Here is a 20962-nt window from a genome sequence, read left to right as displayed (position 1 = left end):
TAGATCGTAGGAGGTCACAGGCATGAAGAAGCCCCCTCGGCGCGAACACCGAGAGGGCGGCGGACGAGTCGGCCTGTACGCCGGGTTTTGTCTCCCGGGGCGCTTGCGCGGCCCGGGGAGGCGGCCATCCATCTAGGGCTGCCGTTGCCGACAGCCTCGTGCGGTCTACCCGCGAGCTCGGGCGAGCAGCCCTCGAACACTCGCGCACGGTGCCCGGAGGCACCGATCCTGACCTTGCTCCGGGTGGGGTTTACCGAGCCGGCCGAGTCACCTCGGTCGCTGGTGGTCTCTTACACCACCGTTTCACCCTTACCTGCGGCCGAAGCCGCAGGCGGTCTGTTTTCTGTGGCACTGTCCCGCGGGTCACCCCGGGTGGGCGTTACCCACCACCCTGCTCTGTGGAGCCCGGACGTTCCTCGGCGAGCCCCCAGAAGGGGCCCGACGCGACCGCCCGGCCGGCTCGTCCGCCGTAGTGGTCATGGTAGCCGCTCGGGTGGGGCGCCTCGTACTCCGGCCGGTTGCGGGATGCGTTCGGGGGCGAAGTCGGCGGCGACGGCGGCAGCGGTACGGGAGGCCCACTGCGTGGTGGTGACGAGGCCGAGCAGCAGGATGGCGCCGCCGAGGCCGACCACGATCCACCAGCCGGCGTGGCTGGCCGGGGCGAATCCGGTGGCCATCGGGCCGACGATCGCCGAGGTGACGACCGTGCCGACGACGGCGACGCCGAGCGACTGGCCGATCTGGCGGCTCGTGGAGGCGACCGCGGCGGCGACGCCGGCCTGGGCGCGCGGCATGCCGGAGACCGCCGCGTTGGTGATCGGCGCGTTGACCATGCCGAAGCCGAAACCGAAGAGGCCGTACGAGACCAGCAGCAGGCCGGCGGGCGAGTCGGCGGTGAGGCGGGTGAGCAGCAGGCCACTGGCGGCGAGCCCGAGACCGGCGGCGACCAGCGGGCCGCGCGGGCCGCGGTGGCCGACGATCCGTCCGGAGAGCGGCGCGCAGAGCAGCATCATGCAGGCCATCGGCAGTGTCCACAGGCCGGCCTCGACCGGGCTGTAGTGACGGACGTTCTGCAGGTAGAGGGTGTTCAGGAAGAGGAAGCCGCCGAGCGCCGCGAAGGCGCACACGGCGGTCACCGTGGCTCCGCCGAACGGGACGCTGCGGAAGAACCTCGGGTCGACCAGCGGCTCCGGGACGCGCCGTTCCCACAGCGGGAAGGCCACCAGCGCGGCCACCGCGACGGTGGCCAGGGTGAGGATCAGCGGCGAGGTCCAGCCGTACGCCGGGCCCTCGATGATCGCCGCGGTGCCGGCGCCGAGCAGGACGATCATCAGCAGTTGCCCGACCGGATCGAGCCTGCGGGGTCTGGGAGCGCGGGACTCGGGAACGTACCGGACGGTCAGCAGGATGGCGAGCAGGCCGACCGGGACGTTGATCAGGAAGATCGAGGGCCAGCCCGCGCCGTCCACCAGGAAGCCGCCGAGCAGCGGTCCGAGCGCCATGCTGATGCCGACCACACCGCCCCAGACGCCGATCGCCTGGGCCCGTTCGCGCGGCTCGGTGAAGGTGTTGGTGATGATCGACATGGCCACCGGGTTGAGCATCGAGCCGCCGACGGCCTGCACCGCGCGGAACGCGATCAGCCACTCCAGGCTCGGCGCGAGGCTGCACAGCAGCGAGCCGAGCACGAACAGCAGCAGCCCGGCCTGGAAGACCCGGCGGCGGCCGATCCGGTCGGCGACCGATCCGGAGAGCATCAGCAGCGCGGCCAGCACCAGGGTGTAGGAGTCGATGATCCACTGAAGGCCGGAGGCCGGGGCGTCCAGATCCTGCTGGATCGCCGGGAGCGCGATGTTCACCACGGTGTTGTCGAGACCGACGATGAACAGGCTGAGGCAGCAGATCCCGAGGATCAGCAGTCTGCGGCGACGGTCCGGCTGCGCGGTCCGGCCAGGCCGGTCGGTTGCTTCGAGCACCCGTCGATCATCGCACCGGTGGTCCGCTACACGGGCGCGAAGCGGACCGTACGGGTGGCCGGGTCCGCCTCGGTCAGCCGGACGGTGATCAGGGAGCCCAGCGGCAGCGGGGCCGGAGCCCGCGTGCCGTCCGGTCCGCACTTGGCCCGGACGGCGGGTTCGCGCAGCTGGACGGTGCCGCGGGCGGGCCGCTTCTCGTCGACGTCGACCACCACCGCCTCGAAGTCCTCGCCCTCGCGACCGTGCAGCAGTTCGGCCTCCACCAGGTCGACACAGGCCCGCTCGGTCTCGGCGGCGCGGCGCTCTCCGCCCGCCATCAGCGCGGGCAGCGCGGGCAGCGCCTCACGGACGGAGTCGGGCACGTCGACTCCCCCGGCGAGCGCCGCGCAGACCTCCTGGACGAAGCGGTCGGCCAGCCGGCGCAGTGGCGCGGTGCAGTGCGCGTAGGGGGCGGCGAGCGCGGCGTGGCCGGGGTCGGCGGGTGCCGGCAGGCCCCGGGTCTCGTCGAAGGCCCGGTAGCCGGCGCCGCGCAGCAGGCCGGTGCACTCGTTGAGGAAGGCGGCGTTCAGCGGGACGGCGGGATCGAGTGAGCGGATCAGCTCGGGGTACGGCGTTCCCTCCGGCCAGTCCACCCGCAGGGCCCGGGCGACCCGGCGCAGTCGGGTGTAGGCGGACTCCGGTGCGGTGGGCAGGGTGCGGAGCAGTCCCACGCCGGCGTCCAGCATGAGTTCGGCGGCGGCCATGCCGGTGAGCAGCGAGATCTGGGCGTTCCAGCCGTCGGCGGGCAGCTGGGCGCGGTAGACGAGTTCGTACCCGTGCGCGGTCTCCTCGACCTCCTGCTCGGGGACGGGCAGGCTGATCCCGCCCCTGGCCTGTTCCTGCTGCGCCCGGAGCCGGCCGACCGTGGCGAGCAGGGCGAGCTGCTCGTCGGCGCCACCGGAGTCGACGGCCTGCTGGACGCCGGCGTAGTCCAGGCGCCGCCGTGAGCGGACCTGGGCCCGGCGCAGGTCCGCGAGGACGACGGCGCCGTCGTCGTCCAGGTCGATCTGCCAGAGCAGTGCCGGCCGGATCTCACCGGGGAGCAGGCTCGCGGCGTCCTCGGAGAGCCGCGCGGGGTGCAGCGGGACGCGGCGGTCGGGGAAGTAGAGCGTCTGCACCCGCCGCCGGGCCTCGGTGTCGATCGCGCCGCCGGGACGGACGAAGGCCGCGACGTCGGCGATGGCGTAGTGCACGCGGTAGCCGCCGCCTGGGCGGTGGGCGAGGTGCATGGCCTGGTCGAGGTCGCGCGAACCCGGCGGGTCGACGGTGAAGAGCGGCAGATCGGTGGCGTCGAGGCCGGGCAGGCGGGGTGCGCTCGCCGCCTCCTCGGCCTCCGCCAGCACCGCGTCGGGCCACTCGGCGTGGATCTCCAGGCTGGTGCGCAGCTCGGCCAGCTCCGCGTTGATCCGGGCGGAGTCCGCGGCCTTGACGCTCAACTTTCGACGGGGCATGGGCGCAGAATAGGACGTTCCGGGCGGGTCGTGGTGGATCTGGGCACGGGAACCCGGCCGGCGCCGCGGGCCGGTCCGGTCCTGCCGGACGACCGGACCCGCGGATTCCACCGGACGACAGGTCTGCGCGGGGCCGGGCGGACGGTCGGGCCGGCAGCGGCCGTGGCGGCCTCCGCCTGGAGGTGGCGGCGGTTCCGCGCACCGGGGCCCGGTTGCGTAGGGTGTCGGGGTCAGCTGCCACAAAGTGTTGAGGAGTGCCGCCCGTGCTGGTCCTGTTGCCGCCCTCGGAGGGCAAGGCCGCATCCGAGGCCGGCGTGCCGCTCGCGTTGGAGGGCCTGTCCCTGCCGGGACTGACGGCGGCACGCACCGCCGTGCTGGACGCGCTGGTCGAGCTGTGCACGGGTGACACCGACCGGGCGGCCGAGGTGCTGGGTCTGAGCCCCGGCCTGCGCGGCGAGGTGGCTCGGGACGCCGGTCTGCTGACGGCTGGGGCGCGCCCGGCGGGCGAGGTCTACACGGGCGTGCTGTTCGACGCGCTGGCTCTGGCGAAGCTCGACGAGGCCGCGTACGCGCGGGCCGAGCGTTCGCTGCTGGTCTTCTCCGGGCTCTGGGGCGCGGTGCGGGTGAGCGACCGGATCCCGCCGTACCGCTGCTCGATGGGTGTGAAACTCCCCCCGCTGGGGGCGCTCGGAACGTACTGGCGGAGCGCGATGGCCACTGTGCTGCCGACGGTGGCCGACGGTCTGGTGCTGGACCTGCGCAGCGCGGCCTACGCGGCGGCCTGGAGGCCGGCCGGCGAGGTGGCCGCCCGGACGGCCACCGTGCGGGTGCTCCAGGAGCGCGAGGTCGGCGGGGTTCTGAAGCGCTCGGTGGTGAGCCACTTCAACAAGGCCACCAAGGGGCGCCTGGTACGCGATCTGCTGGTCACGGGCGCCGAGCCGAGGACGCCCGGTGAGCTGGTGGATGTCCTGACCGAGCTCGGCCACCGGGTCGAGGTGGCCGCCCACGGCACGGCGCGCAAGCCGTGGCAGCTGGACGTGGTGGTCACCGACGTCCACTGAGCCGGACGGCGGGAGCGCGGGGCCGCCGGACCGGACGGCCGGAGGGGGGAAGGGGGCCCGCCTCCGGCCGGTCTCAGCGCAGGTGGGAGGTGTCGTTGAGCAGCCGCAGCGAGGCGTTGCCGTCCGTGTAGTACTGGACGGCGCTGACGGCGGCCGCCGAGAGCTCCATCCGGTACAGCGCGTCCGGCGGGGCGCCCAGCGCCAGGCGGACCAGCGTCTTGATCGGGCTGACGTGCGAGACCACCAGGACCGTCCTGCCCACGTACCGGGCGAGGATCTTGTCGCGGGCGACACCGACCCGGTGGGTCAGCGTGGTGAAGCTCTCGCTGCCGCCGGTCGGCTTGGCCTTGGCGGAGCCGAGCCAGGCGTCGAGGTCCGCCGGGTGGCGCTCGCGCGCCTCGGCGAAGGTCAGGCCCTCCCAGTCGCCGAAGTCCAGCTCGCGCAGGCCCTCCTCGATCCGCACGTCCAGGCCCAGCCGGGCGGCGACGGTCTCGGCGGTCTGCCGGGTGCGCCGCATCGGCGAGCTGACCACGGCCTGGACGCTGCCGCGCGCGGCCATCGCCTCGGCGGCCCGCTCGGCCTGCCAGCGGCCGCGCTCGGACAGCTCGGGGTCGCTGCCGCCGCTGCCGGAGAACCGCTTCTCCGGGGTGAGCGCGGTCTCGCCGTGCCGGAGCAGGACGAAGGTGGTGGGTGTGCCGAGGTCGGCCGGGGCGGCCCAGCCCGCCTTGGGTGCGGCGGTCTCCAGCGGCGCCGGCGCCTCGGCCACGACGGGCTTGGCGGCCTTCAGCGGCTTGGGCTCCCACTGCCGGCCGGCCCGGCCCGCGTCCATCGCCTCGTTGGCGAGCCGGTCCGCGTCCTTGTTCCTCTCGCGCGGGATCCAGGTGTACTTGACCTGGCCACGCGGCAGGACCGCCTTCGCCTCGGCGGCGAGCGGCTGCATGTCGGGGTGCTTGATCTTCCAGCGCCCCGACATCTGCTCGACGACCAGCTTGGAGTCCATCCGGACGTCCACGGTGGCGTCGGGGTCGATCTCGCGGGCCGCCCGCAGCCCGGCGATCAGGCCCTTGTACTCGGCGACGTTGTTGGTCGCGTGCCCGATGAACTCGGCGGCCTCGGCGATGATCTGACCGGTGTCGCCGTCCCGCACCAGAGCGCCGTAGCCGGCCGGCCCCGGGTTGCCCCGGGAGCCGCCGTCGGCCTCGACGATGAACCTCCGCGCCGCCATCGGATCAGACGCCGGACTCGGCGGTGCGGACCAGGATGCGCCCGCAGTTGTCGCAGCGCACGACCGCGTCCTTGGGCTCGGCCTTGATGGCGTTCAGGTCGGAGACCGCGAACTCGACCCGGCAGCCCTCGCAGCGGCGCTGGTAGAGGCGGGCCGCGCCGACGCCGCCCTGCTGATCGCGCAGGCGGGTGTAGAGCTTGATCAGGTCGTCCGGGACGGCGACGGCGACGGCCTCGCGGTCACGGCGGACCTTCTCGGCGTCCGCGTCGATCTCGGCGAAGGCGGCCTCCCGGCGGGCCTCGGCCTCGGCCAGGGTGACGGTGGAGTGCTCCAGGCGGGCGCCGAGCTCGGTGACCCGGGTCTGCGAGGACTCCATCCGCTCCATGATCTCCAGGACCACGTCCTCCAGGTCGGACTGGCGCTTGGCCAGCGAGCCGACCTCGTGCTGGAGGTTCTCCAGGTCCTTGGGGGAGTTGATCGTGCCGGAGTCCAGCCGCTGCTGGTTGCGGGCGGAGCGGCTGCGCACCTGCTCGACGTCCGCCTCGGCCTTGGTCAGCTCGCGGGTGGTGTCACCGAGCTGGGCCTCGGCCGCGACGGTCAGCGACTTGAGCGCGGTGTGGTCGGCGGTGGCCTTGTCGATCTCGGCGTGCTCGGGCAGGCTGCGACGCCGGTGGGCCAGCTGGTCGAGGCGGGAGTCGATGGCCTGCAGGTCGAGCAGGCGGTTCTGGTCGGCGGGCGCGGCGTTCAAGCGGAGGGCTCCTGTGAATCGGGTCAGGCGGTGAAGGGCATGGGGGTGTGCGCGGTCCACGGGTCGGTGACCCGGTGGGAGACCTTGGTCTCCAGCTGCCACTCGTGCTCGGTCGAGACCGCGTCGAGGGCCCGCGCGGCGAGGTTCAGCCAGGGCCATTCGGTGGCCCAGTGCGCGGCGTCCACCAGAGCGAGGGGCGAGGCCTCGGCGGCCTCGGACGCCGGGTGGTGGCGCAGGTCGGCGGTGACGTAGGCGTCGACCCCGGCGGCCCTGGCCCGGGCGATGAAGGAGTCCCCGGAACCACCGCAGACGGCGACCCGGCCGATCAGCCGGTCACCGTCGCCGGCGACCCGGACCCCCGCGGCGGTGGCCGGCAGGCCCTCGGCCACCCGGGCGGCGAAGGCGGACAGCGTGAGCGGGGGCTCCAGCACGCCGATCCGGCCGCTGCCGCGGCGGCCCGCGGGATCGGTCGGGTCCGGGACCAGCGGGCCGGTGATCCGCAGGCCGACGGCCTCGGCGAGCGCGTCGGAGACCCCGGGGTCGGCGTGGTCGGCGTTGGTGTGCGCGACGTGCAGGGCGATCCCGGAGGAGATCAGGGTGTGCACGACCCTGCCCTTGAAGGAGGTCGCGGCGACGCTGGTGGTGCCGCGCAGGTAGAGCGGATGGTGGGTGACGACCAGGTCGGCCCCCCATGCGACGGCCTCGTCGACGACGGCCTGGACGGGGTCGACCGCGAACAGCACCCGGTGGACCTCGGCGTCAGGATCCCCGCAGACCAGGCCCACGGCGTCCCAGGACTCCGCCCACTGCGGCGGGTAGAGCTCTTCGAGCGCACTGATGACGTCGGACAGTTTCGGCACCTGTCGAGACTACCGTGCGCAGGGGGCCGTTCGGGCGCACGGTGCTCCGGCGCAGCGGCCGGGACGGCGCCCGGTCGGGCGGGCGTCAGCCCGGCCGCTGCCCGCCGTCGGCGCCCGGCGGGAGCGGCCCGGCGCCGGGGGCAGGCCGCTCCCGCCCCGGGGGCGCGGCGTCCTGGTCACACCGGGTCGGCGCGGCGTGCGCGAAAGCCCCGGTTGATCACCCTTATGAGTGAAGTGACCCGCTTCTCGTTGAGCCCTTTCCGGCCCGAAAGTAACTTCACTCCTGCAAACGGGAGTTGCCCCGGCAGTGGCGGCCACGCAGGCAGGAGTGAAGGCTCCCCCGGGCGGTGGGCCGCCCGGGGTCCGGCCGGCCGGCGGACGCCGGCGGCGGTTCCCGTACTTCCGAGAGCCGATCGGGCCGGGGTGCCGGAGCACCGCGCACCCCGGTGTCCGGCCGGGCCGAGACGAGGGGATGTGAGGCGGGATGGGAGCGGGCACATCGCTGCGTACGGCCGGGGGGCCGGGGTCGGTGGGGGTCGAGGGCCGGGGGGAGAACGGGCCGCGTACGGGCGACGCGCCGCGAGCGACGGGCAGGCCGCGCACGGAGGACCGCTCCGGCCCGACAGCCGCGGCGGCGGACGGCCGGCCGGACGGTGCGGCGAGCGGCGGCCCGGCGGCGGTCGGGGGTGTGCGCGGCCCGGGGCGGGCCGGCCCTGTCGAGGGGAGAGGGCCGGTGCCCGGTCCGGCCCACCGCCGCCCGGGCGCCCCGAGGCCCGCCGGGCGGCACGGCGGTGGCCTGGTCGGCGGGCGGTACGCGCTGACGACCGCGCTGCGTCAGGACCCCGGCGGCGGCCTGTACCTGGCCCGGGACACGGTCGGCGGCGGAGAGGTCGTGGTCCGCCAGGCCCGGGTGCGGCGGGAGGCGGGCCGGGCCGGTCTCGCCGCCCGGGGCGCGCTGCGCCGGGAGGCCGCGCTGCTGGCGCACCTGGACGGCCATCGGGTCGCACCCCGGCCGTTGCACCTGGTCGAGCAGGAGGACGCGCTGTTCCTGGTCAGGGAACGGGTGGCCGGGAGGTCGCTCGGCGAGTGGGTCGCCGGGCGACGCGGCGAGGACGGCCGGGTGGGGGTCCCCTGGGCCGAGGCCCGGCCGCTGGCCCTCGCCCTGGTCGACCTGATCGACCGCGCCCGTGCCCAGGGGCTGGTGCTGCTCGACCTCTCCCCCGACCACCTGGTCGTCCGGCCCGACGGCGGGGTGCGGCTGACCGCGCTGGAGCTGACGGCCGAGGCCGGCGCCCCGGCCGACCCCTTCGCTCCGATCCCCGTACGGCCGGGCGTGCCCGGCTACCGGCCGCCCGCGCGGATCCCTCGGCCGACCGGGCCACGACCGCTGCACGGCTGCGCCGAGGGCCTCCGTCACGGCGCCGACCTGTACGCCCTCGGCGGCCTGTTCTTCCTGCTCGCCACCGGACACGACCCGCTGCTCGGCGAGGGCCTGCCGCACGCACCGCCGCTCCTCGACCGGCTCGGCCGGTGGCTGGCGCTGGCCGCACGCGGCGGCGGCACCGCGGCCGAGCTGGGGCGGCTCGCGCTCGACCTGCGCGAGCTGTCGCCGGACCGGCGCCGGAGCCTGGCCGGGATCCGCGCCGCCCTGACGGCCGGCGCCCCGGCACCCCCGACCCGCAGGACGCCCCTGCCCCGGACACCCGGTACACCTGCCGCGACGGCGGTGACCGGCCCGTGAACGTGACCACCCGCGCCTCGACCCGGGCGATGCGCCGGGTGGGCTTCACCTTCGCCTCCGACGGCTCGCACGCGGCCTGCCTGGCCTCCGGCGCCGACGGCGGCTGGTACGCGGAGAGCTGGCGACTGCCGCCGACCGGCCCCGCCGTGCCGACCGCGCTGGCGCTGCCGGGAAGCCGGTCCGAGAGCCTGCACGCCCAGCTCGTCCCGCTGCCCGACGGCCGGGTGCTGGTGTGCCGGCGCGACGGCGACCGGCACGAGCTGGTGCTGCTGTCCCCCGGCGACGGACCCGCCGGCCCGGGGGCGCACGACGGCCGGGGCCCTGACCACCGGACGTACGACGGCAGCCGGCCGCCCGGCCCGGCGGCGGAGGAACGGCAGCTGGCCGCGCTGCGGACCCCCGGCCTGCGGTTGCTGCCGATGCCGGTCCCGGCCGATGGCCGGGTCGCGCCCGGCGCGCCGGTGGCGCTGGCGATCGGCAGCGACGGACGCCCGGTCACCACCGTCTGGCTGGTCCGCGCCGACGGCGGCGAGCCCGAGCGGATCGCCGAGGTGCCCGGCCTGTACGGCGGCGGTGTCTGGCTCGACCGGGACGGCCGGCTGCTCGCGCTCGACCGGGTGCACGACGGGGTGGTCCGCACGGTCGTGCTGGATCTCGGACCGGGCGAGGTCACTCCCCTGCTGGAGATCGGCGAGCGGAGCAACGACCGCCTGGTGCTGTTCGACCCGGACACCCGCTTCCTCATGGTGCGCAGCGACGCGCCCGGCGCCGACCGGCTCGGCTGGGGCGTCCTCGGCGGCGGGGAGCGGCTGCGCTTCCCCGACTGCCTGCACGTGCCCGGGGTGTTCCTGCGACCGGTCGCCCTGCGTCCGAGCATTCTCGGCCCGCCGCCCGCCGCCCCGTTTGCCACCGGCCCTCGCCCCGCCCCCGGCTCCGTCGAGGCGGTCGGGGTCGCCGTCCAGATCGACCACGGCGCGGCGTCCGCGCTCGCCCTCTGGCAGCCGGGGGGCCACCGGCTGGACCCGCTGCCCGTACCGCCCGGCCGGCTCGGCGCGGTCGGCCACTGGTCGGCGGCCGGGCTGCGGATGCCCTACTCCGCTCCCGACCATCCGGCCGCACTGGCCACCCTGGACGTGGACACCATGGTCGGTCTGGGCCCGCCGGGAGCGACCGCGACGGTGCCGCTGCCGCTGCGGCTGGCACCGCTGAGCGGCGGGCTGCCCGGGCCGTGGCGTGAGGCGGACCTGCCCCGGCCCACGGCGGGCGGCCCGAGGATCTGCCGGACCTCCCCGCCGGGATGGCAGCTGGACGGCAGCGCGCCACCCGGCGACGGCGGTCGCTGGCACCCGGCGCAGAGCCTGGAACTCGCCGGTCCAGCAGGCCCGTTGGAAGCCGTCGTGTACGGCGGGGACGCCTGGCTGAGCAGCCCGCAGTTGGTACTGGCCCTGCACGGCGGTCCGGCCGACGCCTGGCGGCTGGAGTTCGATCCGGCGCTCCAGCGGATGGCCGCCGAAGGGCTGGCGGTCGTCGCCCCGAACCAGCGCGGCAGCACCGGCTACGGGACGGAGCACGCGCTGACGGTGTGCGGCGCCTGGGGCGGGCCGGATCTGGAGGACGTCCTCGCCCTGCTCGACGGGATCGCCGGCCAGCGCTCGGCGCTCGGGCTGGAGCCGCCGTCGCTGTTCGGGGTCAGCTACGGCGCGTTCCTCGCCCTGCTGACCGCCGCGCACGCCCCGGCCGGGCAGGTCGCGCGGTGCGCGGTGGTGGCCCCGTTCCTCTCCGGCGGCCGGCTGCTGGCCGAGGCGGCCGCCCCCGTCCGGGAGCTCACCACCCGGCTGGGCGGCGCCGACCAGGTCGAGGACGCCCGCGGCCCGCGCGACGTGCTGTTGCTGGCGCACCGGATCACCGCGCCGCTGCTGATCGTGCACGGTGACCGCGACGAGGTCGTACCGGTCAGCCAGTCCCGGGCGCTGCGGCACGAGTTGCTCCGGATCGGCCGGCTGGAGGGTGCCGACTTCCGGTACGTCGAGGCGGCCGGGGCCGGGCACGAGGTGCTCGCGGAGGAGGGCTCCGCGGTGCTGCACGAACTGCTGGCGGGGTTCCTGCGCAGCGGCCGTCCCGGGTAGCTCCGGGCGGCGGGGCGGGCCCGGCCGCCCGGAGCTGTGTCGCCGCCCGCCCGGAGCTGTGTCGCCGCCGGCCCGGCGGTGCGTCACCGCGGCGGGCCGCGAGGGCTCACCGACGGGTCGGCGGCGGTTCGCGGCGGACGCCGGTCGGCGCCGGACCCGATGGATGGGAATCCGGCCGGTTCGGCCCGTTATGGTGGCCCGGGCAGAGGCCGTGATCATCCGCCTCGACGCCTCGGGCGTCCTGCCCTCCCGGTGCCGTGCGGCGGCACCGGCCCGCTCTCGCACCCTCGCACGGAAGACGATCATGATGTTCGACACCCTCACCGATCCCACCGGCCCCGGCAGTACAGATGACACCGGAAGCACGGGCAGCCCCGACCACCCCGACCACCCCGGCGGTACCGGCCCCGGAGCCCACGAGAGCCGCGCCGAACACCACCGCGCGGACGACACGCACGGCCGCCACCGTGGCCTGACGGCCCCCGACGACACCCCCGAGGCGAACCCGCACGGCCGCCACCGGCTGGCCGGCGCCGAGCAGCACTGACAGCGCTGACAGCACAGCACCTCCCCGCCGCCCGGTGGTGGGGCCGGGACCGCCCGCCGCCGTCCCCGCCCCACCACCCCGCCCCACCACCCCGGCCGACCACCCCGCCCCGCCGTACCCGCCCGCCCTGCGGCCCGCGCGAGGCCCCGCCGGTCCCGGCCGTACCGTCGAGTAGGGTCCATCCGTCGGGCACCCCGTCCGGACCCGTACCCCGCCGTCCGCAAGGAGCGCCACATGTCCGACCTCCGGGAGAGCACCCGCCCCGCACCCGAGGTGCTCACGGCGTTCGAGGCCGCGACCGGGTTCATGCCGGTGGACGAGGGCCTGGCCCTGTACGCGGCCGCCCTCGACGCGGCCGGCCGCACCGGACTGCCCGTCCTGGAGATCGGCACCTACTGCGGCCGCTCCGCGATCCTGCTGGCCGCCGCCGCCCGGGCGACCGGCACCACCGCCCTGACGGTGGACCACCACCGGGGCTCCGAGGAGCAGCAGCCCGGCTGGGAGTACCACGACGCGAGCCTGGTGGACGGCGAGGTCGGCCGGATGGACACCCTGCCGCGCTTCCGCCGCACCCTGCACGCCGCCGGGCTGGAGGACCACGTGGTCGCGCTGGTCGGCCGATCGCCGCAGATCGCGGCGCTCTGGGGCGGCGACCTGGCTCTGGTCTTCATCGACGGCGGGCACACCGACGAGCACGCCACCGGCGACTACGAGGGCTGGGTGCCGCACCTGGCGCCGGAGGGCCTGCTGGTGGTGCACGACGTCTTCCCCGACCCGGCCGACGGCGGGCAGGCGCCCTACCGGGTCTACCTCCGGGCGCTCGACGAGGGCTTCGAGGAGATCTCGGTGACCGGCTCGCTGCGGGTACTGCGCCGCCCGGCCGTCACCGGGCTCTGAGCGGGCGCCCGACGGCCGATCGTCCCGGGCTCCGGCGTCCGCCCCCGCCGTGATCACGAATGCTCTACCGTCGTGCCTGGTCGCATGGTTGTCCGGGTGCCGGGGCACGCCGTCCGGGGTTCTCCGGGTACGGTGGCCGCGCGGTTCCTCCCGGCGCCGCGACGGCGACACGGACACGTACGGACACGCACGGCGAGGCAGGACGGCGGGGGCGAACGCATGACGGACCAGAACAACACCGCTCCGGCGGTGTGGGATCCCAGTGCCCGGGGGGGCGCAGGCGGCTGGGTGCGCGGTACTCCGGCAGGCCCGCCGGGTGCGGGCAGCTCCGGACCGCCGCAGCAGCCCGCACCACCCGAGACGGCACCGAGCGCGCCGTCCGACGGGACACCCTCCGGCGCTCCGGCCCCGCCGCCGCCCGGGCCGGGCAGGCCCCAGCAGTCGGCCCCGCAACCGCCGGCGCCGCAGCGCCCCGGTCCCCCGCCGCAGCCCGGGCCGCCGACGCCGCGCCCGTACCTGACCCCGTCGTCCGGCCCCGAAACGGCCCCGACCCGGATCACGCCGACGGTGCCCGGCGGTTACGGCTACCCGCCGCCGCAGTCCGAGCAGCCGCACGGCCGGCCGCCGTACCAGCCGCAGGCCGGGCCGGCCCAGGGCTTCCCCGGGCACGCCGTCGGCCCGGCGCCGTTCCCGGGGCACACCGGCCCCGCCGCGCCGGCAGGCCCGCCGCCGGGACCCTTCCCGCCGGGCCCCTTCCCGCCGGACTCGTTCCCACCGGGCCCCTTCCAGCCGGAGCAGCAGGCGCAGAGCCCGTACCCGCAGGAGCAGTACGCCCAGGGACCGTACCCGCCCGCCGACGGCTACGCCGGCCGGCCCGGCCACGAGGAGATCGGCCGGTACGACGAGGAGCCGGCGCCGCGCAACCGCACCCCGCTTCTCGTCACCGTCGGCCTGCTGCTCGTCCTCGGACTGGGCGCGGGTGTGGTGTGGGCGGTGCAGAACAGCAACGGCGACTCGAACAGCCGGACGGCGAGCCCCGCCCCCTCCGCCACCACGGCCGGCGGCGGGCAGCCGGCGCCGCTGCCGAGCGGGGACGGCGCCTCCGCGGGCGCCGCGTCCACGGCCGGAGCGAGCCCCAGCGCCTCTCCGAGCGCGGGCCCCTCCGCCGGCGCGAACGCCCCGGCGCAGGCCAAGGCGCTGGACGAGCTGCTCGGCCGCGCCGAGACGGCCAAGGCGCCGATCGGCAGCGCGGTGGCCAAGGTCAGCAGCTGCCCGGCCAGGGCGGACATCGAGAGCGCCGCCCAGGTCTTCGACACGGGGGCCACCCAGCGCGACCAACTCCTGGCCGATCTGGCTACGTTGGACGTGGGTGACGTACCCGGCGGGGCGGACGCCGTGCAGACCCTGAAGACCGCGTGGCAGCAGTCGGGCGACATCGACCGCGCCTACGCGACCTGGGCCAGGGCCGTCGCCGCCAAGGGCTGCTCCGGCACGGCGCCGAGCACTCCGGAGAAGAAGCGGGCGGACGAGCTCAACCCGCAGGCCACCCAGTCCAAGAAGGACTTCGTCAGCAAGTGGAAGCCGACCGCCGACGCGTACGGTCTGACACAGCGCACCTGGGACAGGATCTGAACGACTCGTGACCGGCACCGACCCCCAGCACCCCGACCTCCGGCCGGCCGACGACGGCCCCGGACCGGACCGGCCCCGGCGCGTCACCCGGTGGCGCGCGCTGGCCCTCGGCGGCGCGCTGCTGCCGCTCGGCCTGGTGGGCTGGCTGGGGTGGCACGCGGTCGCCGGGGGCGCCCCCGCCCCCGCCCGCTCGATCGGTTCGACGGCCGAGGCCGTGCCCGATCCCGAGGTGCTGACCGCCTGGCCGACGACACTGCCTCCCGCGAGCCCGCAGGCCGGCGCTCCCGCCGCGGCCGCGAGCCCGGCGGGTTCCGGTGCCGCACCGGCCGGTGGCGCTACCGCACCGGCCCCGGTGGCCGCGCCCACCGACCGCGCGCTGGCGGGCCGCACCGTGCTGCTCGATCCCGGCCACAACACCGCCAACGGGCGGCACACCACCGAGATCAACCGTCAGGTCGACATCGGCAACGCCCGCAAGGAGTGCGACACCACCGGCACCGAGACCAACGCCGGTTACAGCGAGGCGGACTACACCCTGGACGTCTCGCGCCGGGCCCGCGCGCTGCTGGAGGCCCGGGGCGCGACCGTGGTGTTCACCCAGGACGGCGACAAGCCGTGGGGCCCCTGCATAGACGACCGCGCCAAGGCGGGCAACGCCGCGCACGCGGACGCCGCCGTCTCGGTGCACGGGGACGGCGGACCGGCCTCCGGCAGCGGATTCCACGTGATCATGCCGGCCAAGGTGGTCGCCGGCCGGGCGAACACCACGGCGATCGTGGAGCCGTCCCACCGTCTCGGCCTGCTGCTGCGGGACAGGTTCAGGGCCGCGACGGGCGAACCGTACGCCGACTACATCGCCTCGCAGGGCCTGGACACCCGCTCGGACCTCGGCGGGCTGAACCTCTCCACCGTCCCCAAGGTGTTCATCGAGTGCGGCAACATGCGCAACGCCGGTGACGCACAGCGGATGACCGACCCTCAGTGGCGCCAGCAGGCCGCCCAGGGCATCGTGGACGCCCTGACGGCGTTTCTGACCACACCGGGCTGACCTGCGGCGCTGGTTTTGCAACGACTTTGCCCCATTACGGAGCCCGCCGTGCACACGCTCATGCGTTGGCCCTAGGCTCTTGGTCCGTTCGGGAGTTTTCCCGTCCGGTAAGCCCGACCGGTAAGCCGAACACGCAAGCTGCCGTCCACGACACACCAACGAGGGGAACGTTAGTGAATCTGCGCGCTCTCACCAGGGGAGACGCCGCCGTCGCAGGTGCGGCCGTCCTGCTGTTCATCGCATCCTTCCTGCCGTACCAGACCTTCGACGCCTGCTCCGGCATCAAGAGTTCGAGCTGCTACTCGTCCTCGTTCAGTGCCTGGAACACCGGCCTGTTCCCGGTGCTGCCGTCGGTGTTCCTGCTCGGTCTGGCCGCCGCCGCCCTGATCCTGGTGCACCGCTTCCAGGGCGCGGCCGCCGCCACCCGCCAGGTGCTCGGCCTGCGCCTCGACCAGTGGGGCATCGCCTTCTCGGTCGCCGCGCTCTGGGCCTCCCTGTGGGCGCTCGGCGGCGGCGGCGACAGCAGCGCGGTCGGCCACGGCTTCGGTGCCTGGCTCGCCGTCCTGTCGCTGATCGTGCTCGCCGGCGCGGCCGCCGCCGGACCGCTGGTGCCCGCGCTCCAGGCCCCGCTGGTGGCCGACAAGCCCGCCGTCCAGCCGGGCTACCCCGGCGCGGCCGGCTACCCGGCCCCCGGCGCCGGCCAGCCGCAGCAGGGCGCCCAGCCCGGCCAGTACGGCTACCCGGCCCCCGGCCAGGAGTCCGCGCAGCCGCCGGCCTACGGCCAGCCGCAGCAGGGCGGGTACGGCTACCCGGCCCCCGGCCAGCCGCAGGACGCCTCCTTCGGCGGCCAGCAGGCCCAGCCCCAGCCGGTGCAGGCCCAGAGCGCCCCGGCGGCCGCCGCCGCTCCGGCCGCCGACTTCGCGCCGTTCTGGTTCGCCGTCCCGGCGCCCCGCCAGCTGGCTCCGAAGGACAACCCCTCCGGCGCCCCGGTCGGGCAGCTGGTCCCCGGTACCTGGTACCTCGCCGTCGAGCAGCGCGGCGCCGCGCTGGTCGCGCAGCTCCAGGACGGCAGCCAGGGTGTGCTGAACGAGGCCGCGGACATCCAGCGCGGCTGACGGGCTCCGACGACGGAGGGGGCGGGACCGGATCGCTCCGGTCCCGCCCCCTCCGTCGTCCTCCGCCGCGGCAGGCCGCTCAGCAGCAGTCGCGCACCACGAGACCGGCGGGCAGCTCCTCGCCGCCGAACACCGCCACCGTGGCCGGGTCACCGCCGAGCGCGGCGACCGCGAGCAGCAGCGCGCCGGCCGTCCAGGTGGTGCGCTCCTCGGGCCAGACGACGTCGTCCTCGAAGACGTATCCCGTCCAGTACGAGCCGTCGGTGTGCCGCAGGCGCTGGATCCAGCGCAGGATCTCCACCGCGCGGTCGGACTCGCCGACCGCCCACAGTGCCAGGGCGAGTTCGGCACTCTCGCCGCCGGTGACCCAGGGGCGGTCGCTGACGCAGCGCACGCCCAGACCCGGCACCACGAACCGGTGCCAGTCCCGCTCGATCCGCTCCACGGCGGCCGGGCCGCGCAGTGCGGTGCCGAGCACGGGGTAGTACCAGTCCATCGAGAAGCGGTCCTTGTCGAGGAAGCGCTCCGGGTGACGGGCCACCGCGTGCCGCAGCCGGCCGGCGGCCAGCTCCCAGTCGGGCTGGGGCTCCTCCAGGTAGTCGGCGACGGCGAGTCCGCAGCGCAGCGCGTGCAGGATGCTGGACGAGCCGGTGAGCAGCGCCTCCTCGGGCGCGGTACCGTCCTCGTCGAGCCGCCAGGCGATCGGGCCGCCGGGCAGCCGCAGACCGACGGTGAAGTCGAGCGCACGCCTGACGGTCGGCCAGATCCACTCAAGGAAGGCGTCGTCGCCGGTGCTGAGGTGGTGGTGCCAGACGCCGACCGCGAGGTACGCGCAGAAGTTGGTCTCCTTGGACGCGTTGGAGACCTCGCCCTCGGTGTAGCCGGCGTACCAGGAGCCGTCGGTGTTCTGGTTCGCCACCAGCCAGCGGTAGGCGGCCTCGGCGGCGGCGTGCTCGCCGGCCGTGTCGAGGGCCATCGCCGCCTCGGTGTGGTCCCAGGGGTCGAGGTGGTGGCCGCCGAACCACGGGATGGCACCGTCGGGACGCTGCTCGCGCAGGATGCTGTGGACGGTCGCGGCGGCCTGCTCGGCGTCCAGCACCCCGTCGAGCAGCAGCACCTCGGGGACGGCGGCGGTCACGCGGTGGCCCCGTCGGCGGGCCGGTGCGGCTTGCTGGCGTACGCGACGAAGCTCTTGCCGATGACCGGGTTGAGCGCCTTCTCGGCGGCCTTGGTGAGGGTGCTGATCACCGGGGTGCCGACGATGTCCCAGACCAGCAGCTGGTGGTAGGCCTTGACCGGCAGCGCCTTGTCGTTGCCGACGCCGACCGCGCACTTGATCCACCAGTACGGCGAGTGCAGCGCGTGCGCGTGGTGGGTGCCGTACGGCGTGAGGCCGGCGTCCGTCAGCCGCTCCAGCAGCTCGTCGCCGCGGTAGATGCGGATGTGGCCGCCCTCGTTCGCGTGGTACTCGTCGGAGAGCGCCCAGCAGATCTTCTCGGGCAGCCAGCGCGGAACGGTGACGGCCAGCAGACCGCCGGGCCTGAGCACCCGGAACATCTCGGCCAGCACCCCCTTGTCGTCGGGGATGTGCTCCATCACCTCGGAGATGATGATCTTGTCGAAGGACTCGTCCTCGAAGGGCAGCGCCAGGGCGTTGCCCTCCATCGCCACGGCGGAGGCTCCGGCCGGGGCCTCGCCGGCCTCCTCCATCGCCGCGAACCACTTCCGGACCTCGGCGATCTCGTCGGCGTTCTGGTCGAGGGCGACCACGTTGGCGCCGCGCCGGTAGCACTCGAAGGCGTGCCGGCCCCCGCCGCAGCCCAGGTCGAGCACCCGGTCGCCGGGGGCGAGCGGGAAGCGCGAGAAATCGACGGTCAGCACTGCGGGGCTCCCATTCCTTGGTACCAAACGTTCTTGACGCTACGTCACCGCGACGGACGGCGTGACGTGCGGACGGCGGCGGATCAGGCGACGTAGCGCCAGCCAGCGCCGGACCGCGCGTGCCGGCCGGCGCCGGTCGCGATCGCCGCGCGATAGCCCTCGACGGTCAGCTCCGCCGCCCGCTCCCAGGTGAACCGGGCCAGCACCCGCTCGCGCCCGGCCGCGCCGAGCGCCGCCCGCAGCCCGGGGTCGTCCAGCAGGCGCCCGAGCGCGGTCGCCAGCGCGTCCGCGTCACCGGGGGGCACCGCGAGACAGCTCTCCCCGTCCGGCCCGGCGACCTCGGGGATCGCCCCGCCGGTGGTGGCGACCAGCGCCGTCCCGGTGGCCATCGCCTCGGCGGCCGGCAGCGAGAAGCCCTCGTACAGGGACGGCACGCAGGCCACCTCGGCCGAGCGGTAGAGATCGACCAGCTCCTGGTCGGTCAGCCCGCTGCGGAACTCGATGTACGGCTCCAGGCCGAACCGCCGCACGGCCTCCGCGACCGGGCCGTCCGACCGCTGCTTGCAGACCACCACCAGGTGCGCCTCGCGCTCGGTGCGGAGCTTGGCCAGCGCCTCGACCAGGTGGACCAGGCCCTTCAGCGGGACGTCCGCGCTGGAGGTGGTGACGATCCGCCCCGGCACGGTGGCGACCTCCGGGGAGGGCGACCAGAGCCGGGTGTCGGCGCCGATCGGCACCACCGTGATGGCACCGGGCGCGACGCCCAGGTGCTCGGCGATCTCGGTCTTGGAGGTGCCGGAGACGGTGATCACGTGCGCCAGCCGGGCGGCCACCCGGCGCTGCATCCGGGTGAAGGCGTACCACCGGCGCAGCGAGAGCCGGCGCAGCCGGGTCGGCGCCGCGTCGAGCTCCAACTGCCGGTCCACGGTGATCGGGTGATGGATCGTGGTGACCAGCGGGAAGCCGTGCCGTTCGAGCCCGAGCAGGCCGTAGCCGAGGGTCTGGTTGTCGTGGACGACGTCGTAGCGGCCCTTGTGCCGGGCCAGGTACCGCCGGGCGCGCAGCGAGAAGGTCAGCGGCTCGGGGAAGCCGCCGGTTCTCATCGTGGCGACCTCCAGCACGTCCACCGGCCCCCGGTACTCGGCGAGCCCAGGCGTCCGGAAGGGGTCGTCGGCGCGGTAGAGGTCCAGGCTCGGCAGCTCCACCAGCCGCACCGACCCGGGGCCCTCGACCTCGTCCAGCACCGGGAAGGGCTGGGAGCCGATCACGTCCACGTGGTGGCCCAGGCGCGCCAGTTCGCGGGACAGGTGCCGGACGTACACGCCCTGGCCGCCGCAGAACGGGTCGCCGCGGTAGGACAGCAAGGCAATCCGCAGCGGCTGCGCGGTCATCCTCGGCCCCTTATCTCTGCTGTTCGGGTCTGAATCACTGGTCCGGACCGCAGGACGGCCACGGCGCTAAAGTAGATCAGGTTTCACTGTGCTGTGGAGGTCGTCATTGCACATGTGAACAATGAGAGACCTCGAAGATACCGGCCCGTAGCTTGTGCTTCGGAGCCAGGGCCGGTGATTCGCGCCACGCCACCGATCCGCCGCCGGACCACCACCGATCCACCCCGTGAGCCGCCGTTACCCCGCGCCCTGGGAGCCCTCTTGCCGACCCCCCCGACCAACTCCGCCGCGCAGCCCGCGGGCCCCGCGCTCAGTCCGCGGCAGGCCGAACGCCGGCGGCGGATCCTGCGCACGGCCACCGCGCTGGCGAACCGGGGCGGGTACGAGGCGGTCCAGATGCGCGAGGTCGCCGACGGTGCCGAGGTCGCGCTCGGCACCCTGTACCGGTACTTCCCCTCCAAGGTCCACCTGCTGGTCGCGGTGATGCAGGAGCAGCTCCAGCAGTTGCTGGACCAGGTCCGACGGCATCCGCCGGCCGGGGAGGACCCCGCGCCGCGGGTCGCCGAGACGCTCACCCGGGCCTTCCACGCGCTGCAGCGCGAGCCGCTGCTGGCCGAGGCGATGGTCCGGGCGCTGTCCTTCGCGGACCGCTCGGTGAGCGCCGAGGTCGACCGGGTCTCCGGCCTCACCTCACAGATCATCCTGGACGCGATCGGCCAGGCCGGCCCGCCGAGCGCCCGGCAGCGGGCGGCCGTCCGGGTGATCGAGCACACCTGGCACTCCGCCCTGGTCGCCTGGCTCTCCGGACGCGCCTCGATCGCCGAGGTGCACGCCGACCTGCAGACCGCCGCCCGGCTGCTGACCCTGCCCTGACCCGGCTCCGCCCCCGCCCCCGGGCCGCCCCGGACGGCCGAGGTCGGCCCGGGGCGGCCCGGGGGCGGCCCTGGTGCACCGGACGAGAACCGGTTCCTGTACCGGAGCGCCCCGCCCGGGGCCGGTGCGACCGAGCCCACACCACCGTGGCGCACCGGCGGCGGAACGGGCGGCTAGAGTCGACGGGCACCACAACTGCATCCGCCCTGCCCCCGGGGAAAGCCGGTGCGACACCGGCGCTGACCCCGCAACCGTGAGCCCGCGCCCCGCGCCGGGCGAGCCGGACCGCCCGGGGAGGGGCGAGCGGCCATGCCGGCCTCCGCCGGCACCGTCGAGGTCTACGGACGGCCC

17 protein-coding genes, 1 other RNA gene and 1 riboswitch are annotated in these 20962 nt (G+C 75.4%); of the genes, 9 read left to right on the top strand and 9 right to left on the bottom strand.

From position 1 onward, the window contains the following. Positions 1–60: 60 nt before the first annotated feature. The 3 genes from rnpB to OG823_RS24575 all read right to left on the bottom strand — a co-directional run bounded on the left by rnpB (position 61) and on the right by OG823_RS24575 (position 3466). An RNA gene (gene rnpB, locus OG823_RS24585) (RNase P RNA component class A) lies at positions 61–463 on the bottom strand. Positions 464–476: 13 nt separating this feature from the next. Further along, positions 477–1976, bottom strand: a complete 1500-nt coding sequence (locus OG823_RS24580; RefSeq protein ID WP_371481903.1) for an MFS transporter — start codon at positions 1974–1976, stop codon at positions 477–479. A 26-nt stretch (positions 1977–2002) separates the two neighbouring features. Then, a complete protein-coding gene (locus OG823_RS24575; RefSeq protein WP_371481901.1) occupies positions 2003–3466 on the bottom strand; it encodes an RNB domain-containing ribonuclease in 1464 nt (487 codons plus the stop codon). A gap of 263 nt (positions 3467–3729) precedes the next feature. Here OG823_RS24575 and yaaA point away from each other — a divergent pair, with 263 nt between their 5' ends. Continuing rightward, positions 3730–4527 (top strand): peroxide stress protein YaaA, encoded by a 798-nt coding sequence (gene yaaA, locus OG823_RS24570; protein ID WP_371481900.1) that lies wholly within the window; start codon positions 3730–3732, stop codon positions 4525–4527. Positions 4528–4600: 73 nt separating this feature from the next. On the opposite strand, the gene OG823_RS24565 is transcribed toward yaaA, so the two are convergent. Genes OG823_RS24565 through OG823_RS24555 form a run of 3 tightly spaced genes read right to left on the bottom strand, consistent with a single transcriptional unit; the run spans position 4601 to position 7360 of the window. Beyond that, positions 4601–5752, bottom strand: coding sequence for a bifunctional RNase H/acid phosphatase (locus tag OG823_RS24565; protein ID WP_371481898.1), 1152 nt, complete (start codon positions 5750–5752; stop codon positions 4601–4603). 4 nt (positions 5753–5756) lie between these two features. Further along, positions 5757–6500 (bottom strand): zinc ribbon domain-containing protein, encoded by a 744-nt coding sequence (locus OG823_RS24560; RefSeq protein WP_371481896.1) that lies wholly within the window; start codon positions 6498–6500, stop codon positions 5757–5759. Between the two features lie 23 nt (positions 6501–6523). Beyond that, entirely contained in the window at positions 6524–7360 is an 837-nt protein-coding gene (locus OG823_RS24555) for a Nif3-like dinuclear metal center hexameric protein (RefSeq protein ID WP_371481895.1), read from the bottom strand. 733 nt (positions 7361–8093) lie between these two features. Between OG823_RS24555 and OG823_RS24550 the strand changes: the two genes are divergently transcribed. The 7 genes from OG823_RS24550 (at position 8094) to OG823_RS24520 (ending at position 16466) form a co-directional block, all read left to right on the top strand. After that, a complete protein-coding gene (locus tag OG823_RS24550) occupies positions 8094–9101 on the top strand; it encodes a hypothetical protein (RefSeq protein ID WP_371481894.1) in 1008 nt (335 codons plus the stop codon). Continuing rightward, positions 9098–11227, top strand: a complete 2130-nt coding sequence (locus OG823_RS24545) for an alpha/beta fold hydrolase (RefSeq protein ID WP_371481893.1) — start codon at positions 9098–9100, stop codon at positions 11225–11227. The genes OG823_RS24550 and OG823_RS24545 overlap by 4 nt, the downstream gene beginning before the upstream one ends. A gap of 304 nt (positions 11228–11531) precedes the next feature. Next, positions 11532–11774: a hypothetical protein gene (locus OG823_RS24540; RefSeq protein ID WP_371481892.1), complete on the top strand. Its 243-nt coding sequence runs from the start codon at positions 11532–11534 to the stop codon at positions 11772–11774. 234 nt (positions 11775–12008) lie between these two features. Beyond that, complete coding sequence (locus OG823_RS24535; RefSeq protein WP_371481891.1) at positions 12009–12671, top strand: class I SAM-dependent methyltransferase; 663 nt, start codon at positions 12009–12011, stop codon at positions 12669–12671. 567 nt (positions 12672–13238) lie between these two features. Beyond that, entirely contained in the window at positions 13239–14303 is a 1065-nt protein-coding gene (locus OG823_RS24530; protein ID WP_371481889.1) for a hypothetical protein, read from the top strand. 7 nt (positions 14304–14310) lie between these two features. Continuing rightward, entirely contained in the window at positions 14311–15351 is a 1041-nt protein-coding gene (locus tag OG823_RS24525) for an N-acetylmuramoyl-L-alanine amidase (protein ID WP_371481887.1), read from the top strand. 173 nt (positions 15352–15524) lie between these two features. Further along, the gene (locus OG823_RS24520) at positions 15525–16466 is read left to right on the top strand and encodes a hypothetical protein (protein ID WP_371481886.1); all 942 of its coding nucleotides are present in this window, start codon (positions 15525–15527) and stop codon (positions 16464–16466) included. A 79-nt stretch (positions 16467–16545) separates the two neighbouring features. Here the strand turns inward: OG823_RS24520 and OG823_RS24515 are convergent, their stop codons facing one another. The 3 genes from OG823_RS24515 to OG823_RS24505 form a co-directional block, all read right to left on the bottom strand. Continuing rightward, on the bottom strand, positions 16546–17604 hold the full coding sequence (locus tag OG823_RS24515; protein WP_371481885.1) for a prenyltransferase: 1059 nt from the start codon (positions 17602–17604) through the stop codon (positions 16546–16548). After that, the gene (locus OG823_RS24510) at positions 17601–18347 is read right to left on the bottom strand and encodes a class I SAM-dependent methyltransferase (RefSeq protein ID WP_371481884.1); all 747 of its coding nucleotides are present in this window, start codon (positions 18345–18347) and stop codon (positions 17601–17603) included. Before OG823_RS24510 ends, OG823_RS24515 begins: the two co-directional genes overlap by 4 nt. Before the next feature lie 83 nt (positions 18348–18430). Then, complete coding sequence (locus OG823_RS24505; protein ID WP_371481882.1) at positions 18431–19738, bottom strand: glycosyltransferase family 4 protein; 1308 nt, start codon at positions 19736–19738, stop codon at positions 18431–18433. Between the two features lie 261 nt (positions 19739–19999). Here OG823_RS24505 and OG823_RS24500 point away from each other — a divergent pair, with 261 nt between their 5' ends. Next, the gene (locus tag OG823_RS24500) at positions 20000–20611 is read left to right on the top strand and encodes a TetR family transcriptional regulator (RefSeq protein WP_371481880.1); all 612 of its coding nucleotides are present in this window, start codon (positions 20000–20002) and stop codon (positions 20609–20611) included. 216 nt (positions 20612–20827) lie between these two features. Beyond that, positions 20828–20898: riboswitch (cobalamin riboswitch) on the top strand. Positions 20899–20962: the final 64 nt, after the last annotated feature.

The organism is Kitasatospora sp. NBC_00315 (assembly GCF_041435095.1).
In the GTDB taxonomy this organism is placed as follows: Bacteria; Actinomycetota; Actinomycetes; order Streptomycetales; family Streptomycetaceae; genus Kitasatospora.
This window is presented reverse-complemented; position numbering and strand designations above follow the sequence as displayed.

Coding starts and splice junctions, on each gene's coding strand:
- OG823_RS24575 (WP_371481901.1), bottom strand. CDS start 3,466: ATGCCCCGTCGAAAGTTGAGCGTCAAGGCCGCGGACTCCGCCCGGATC.
- OG823_RS24565 (WP_371481898.1), bottom strand. CDS start 5,752: ATGGCGGCGCGGAGGTTCATCGTCGAGGCCGACGGCGGCTCCCGGGGC.
- OG823_RS24540 (WP_371481892.1), top strand. CDS start 11,532: ATGATGTTCGACACCCTCACCGATCCCACCGGCCCCGGCAGTACAGAT.
- OG823_RS24535 (WP_371481891.1), top strand. CDS start 12,009: ATGTCCGACCTCCGGGAGAGCACCCGCCCCGCACCCGAGGTGCTCACG.
- OG823_RS24505 (WP_371481882.1), bottom strand. CDS start 19,738: ATGACCGCGCAGCCGCTGCGGATTGCCTTGCTGTCCTACCGCGGCGAC.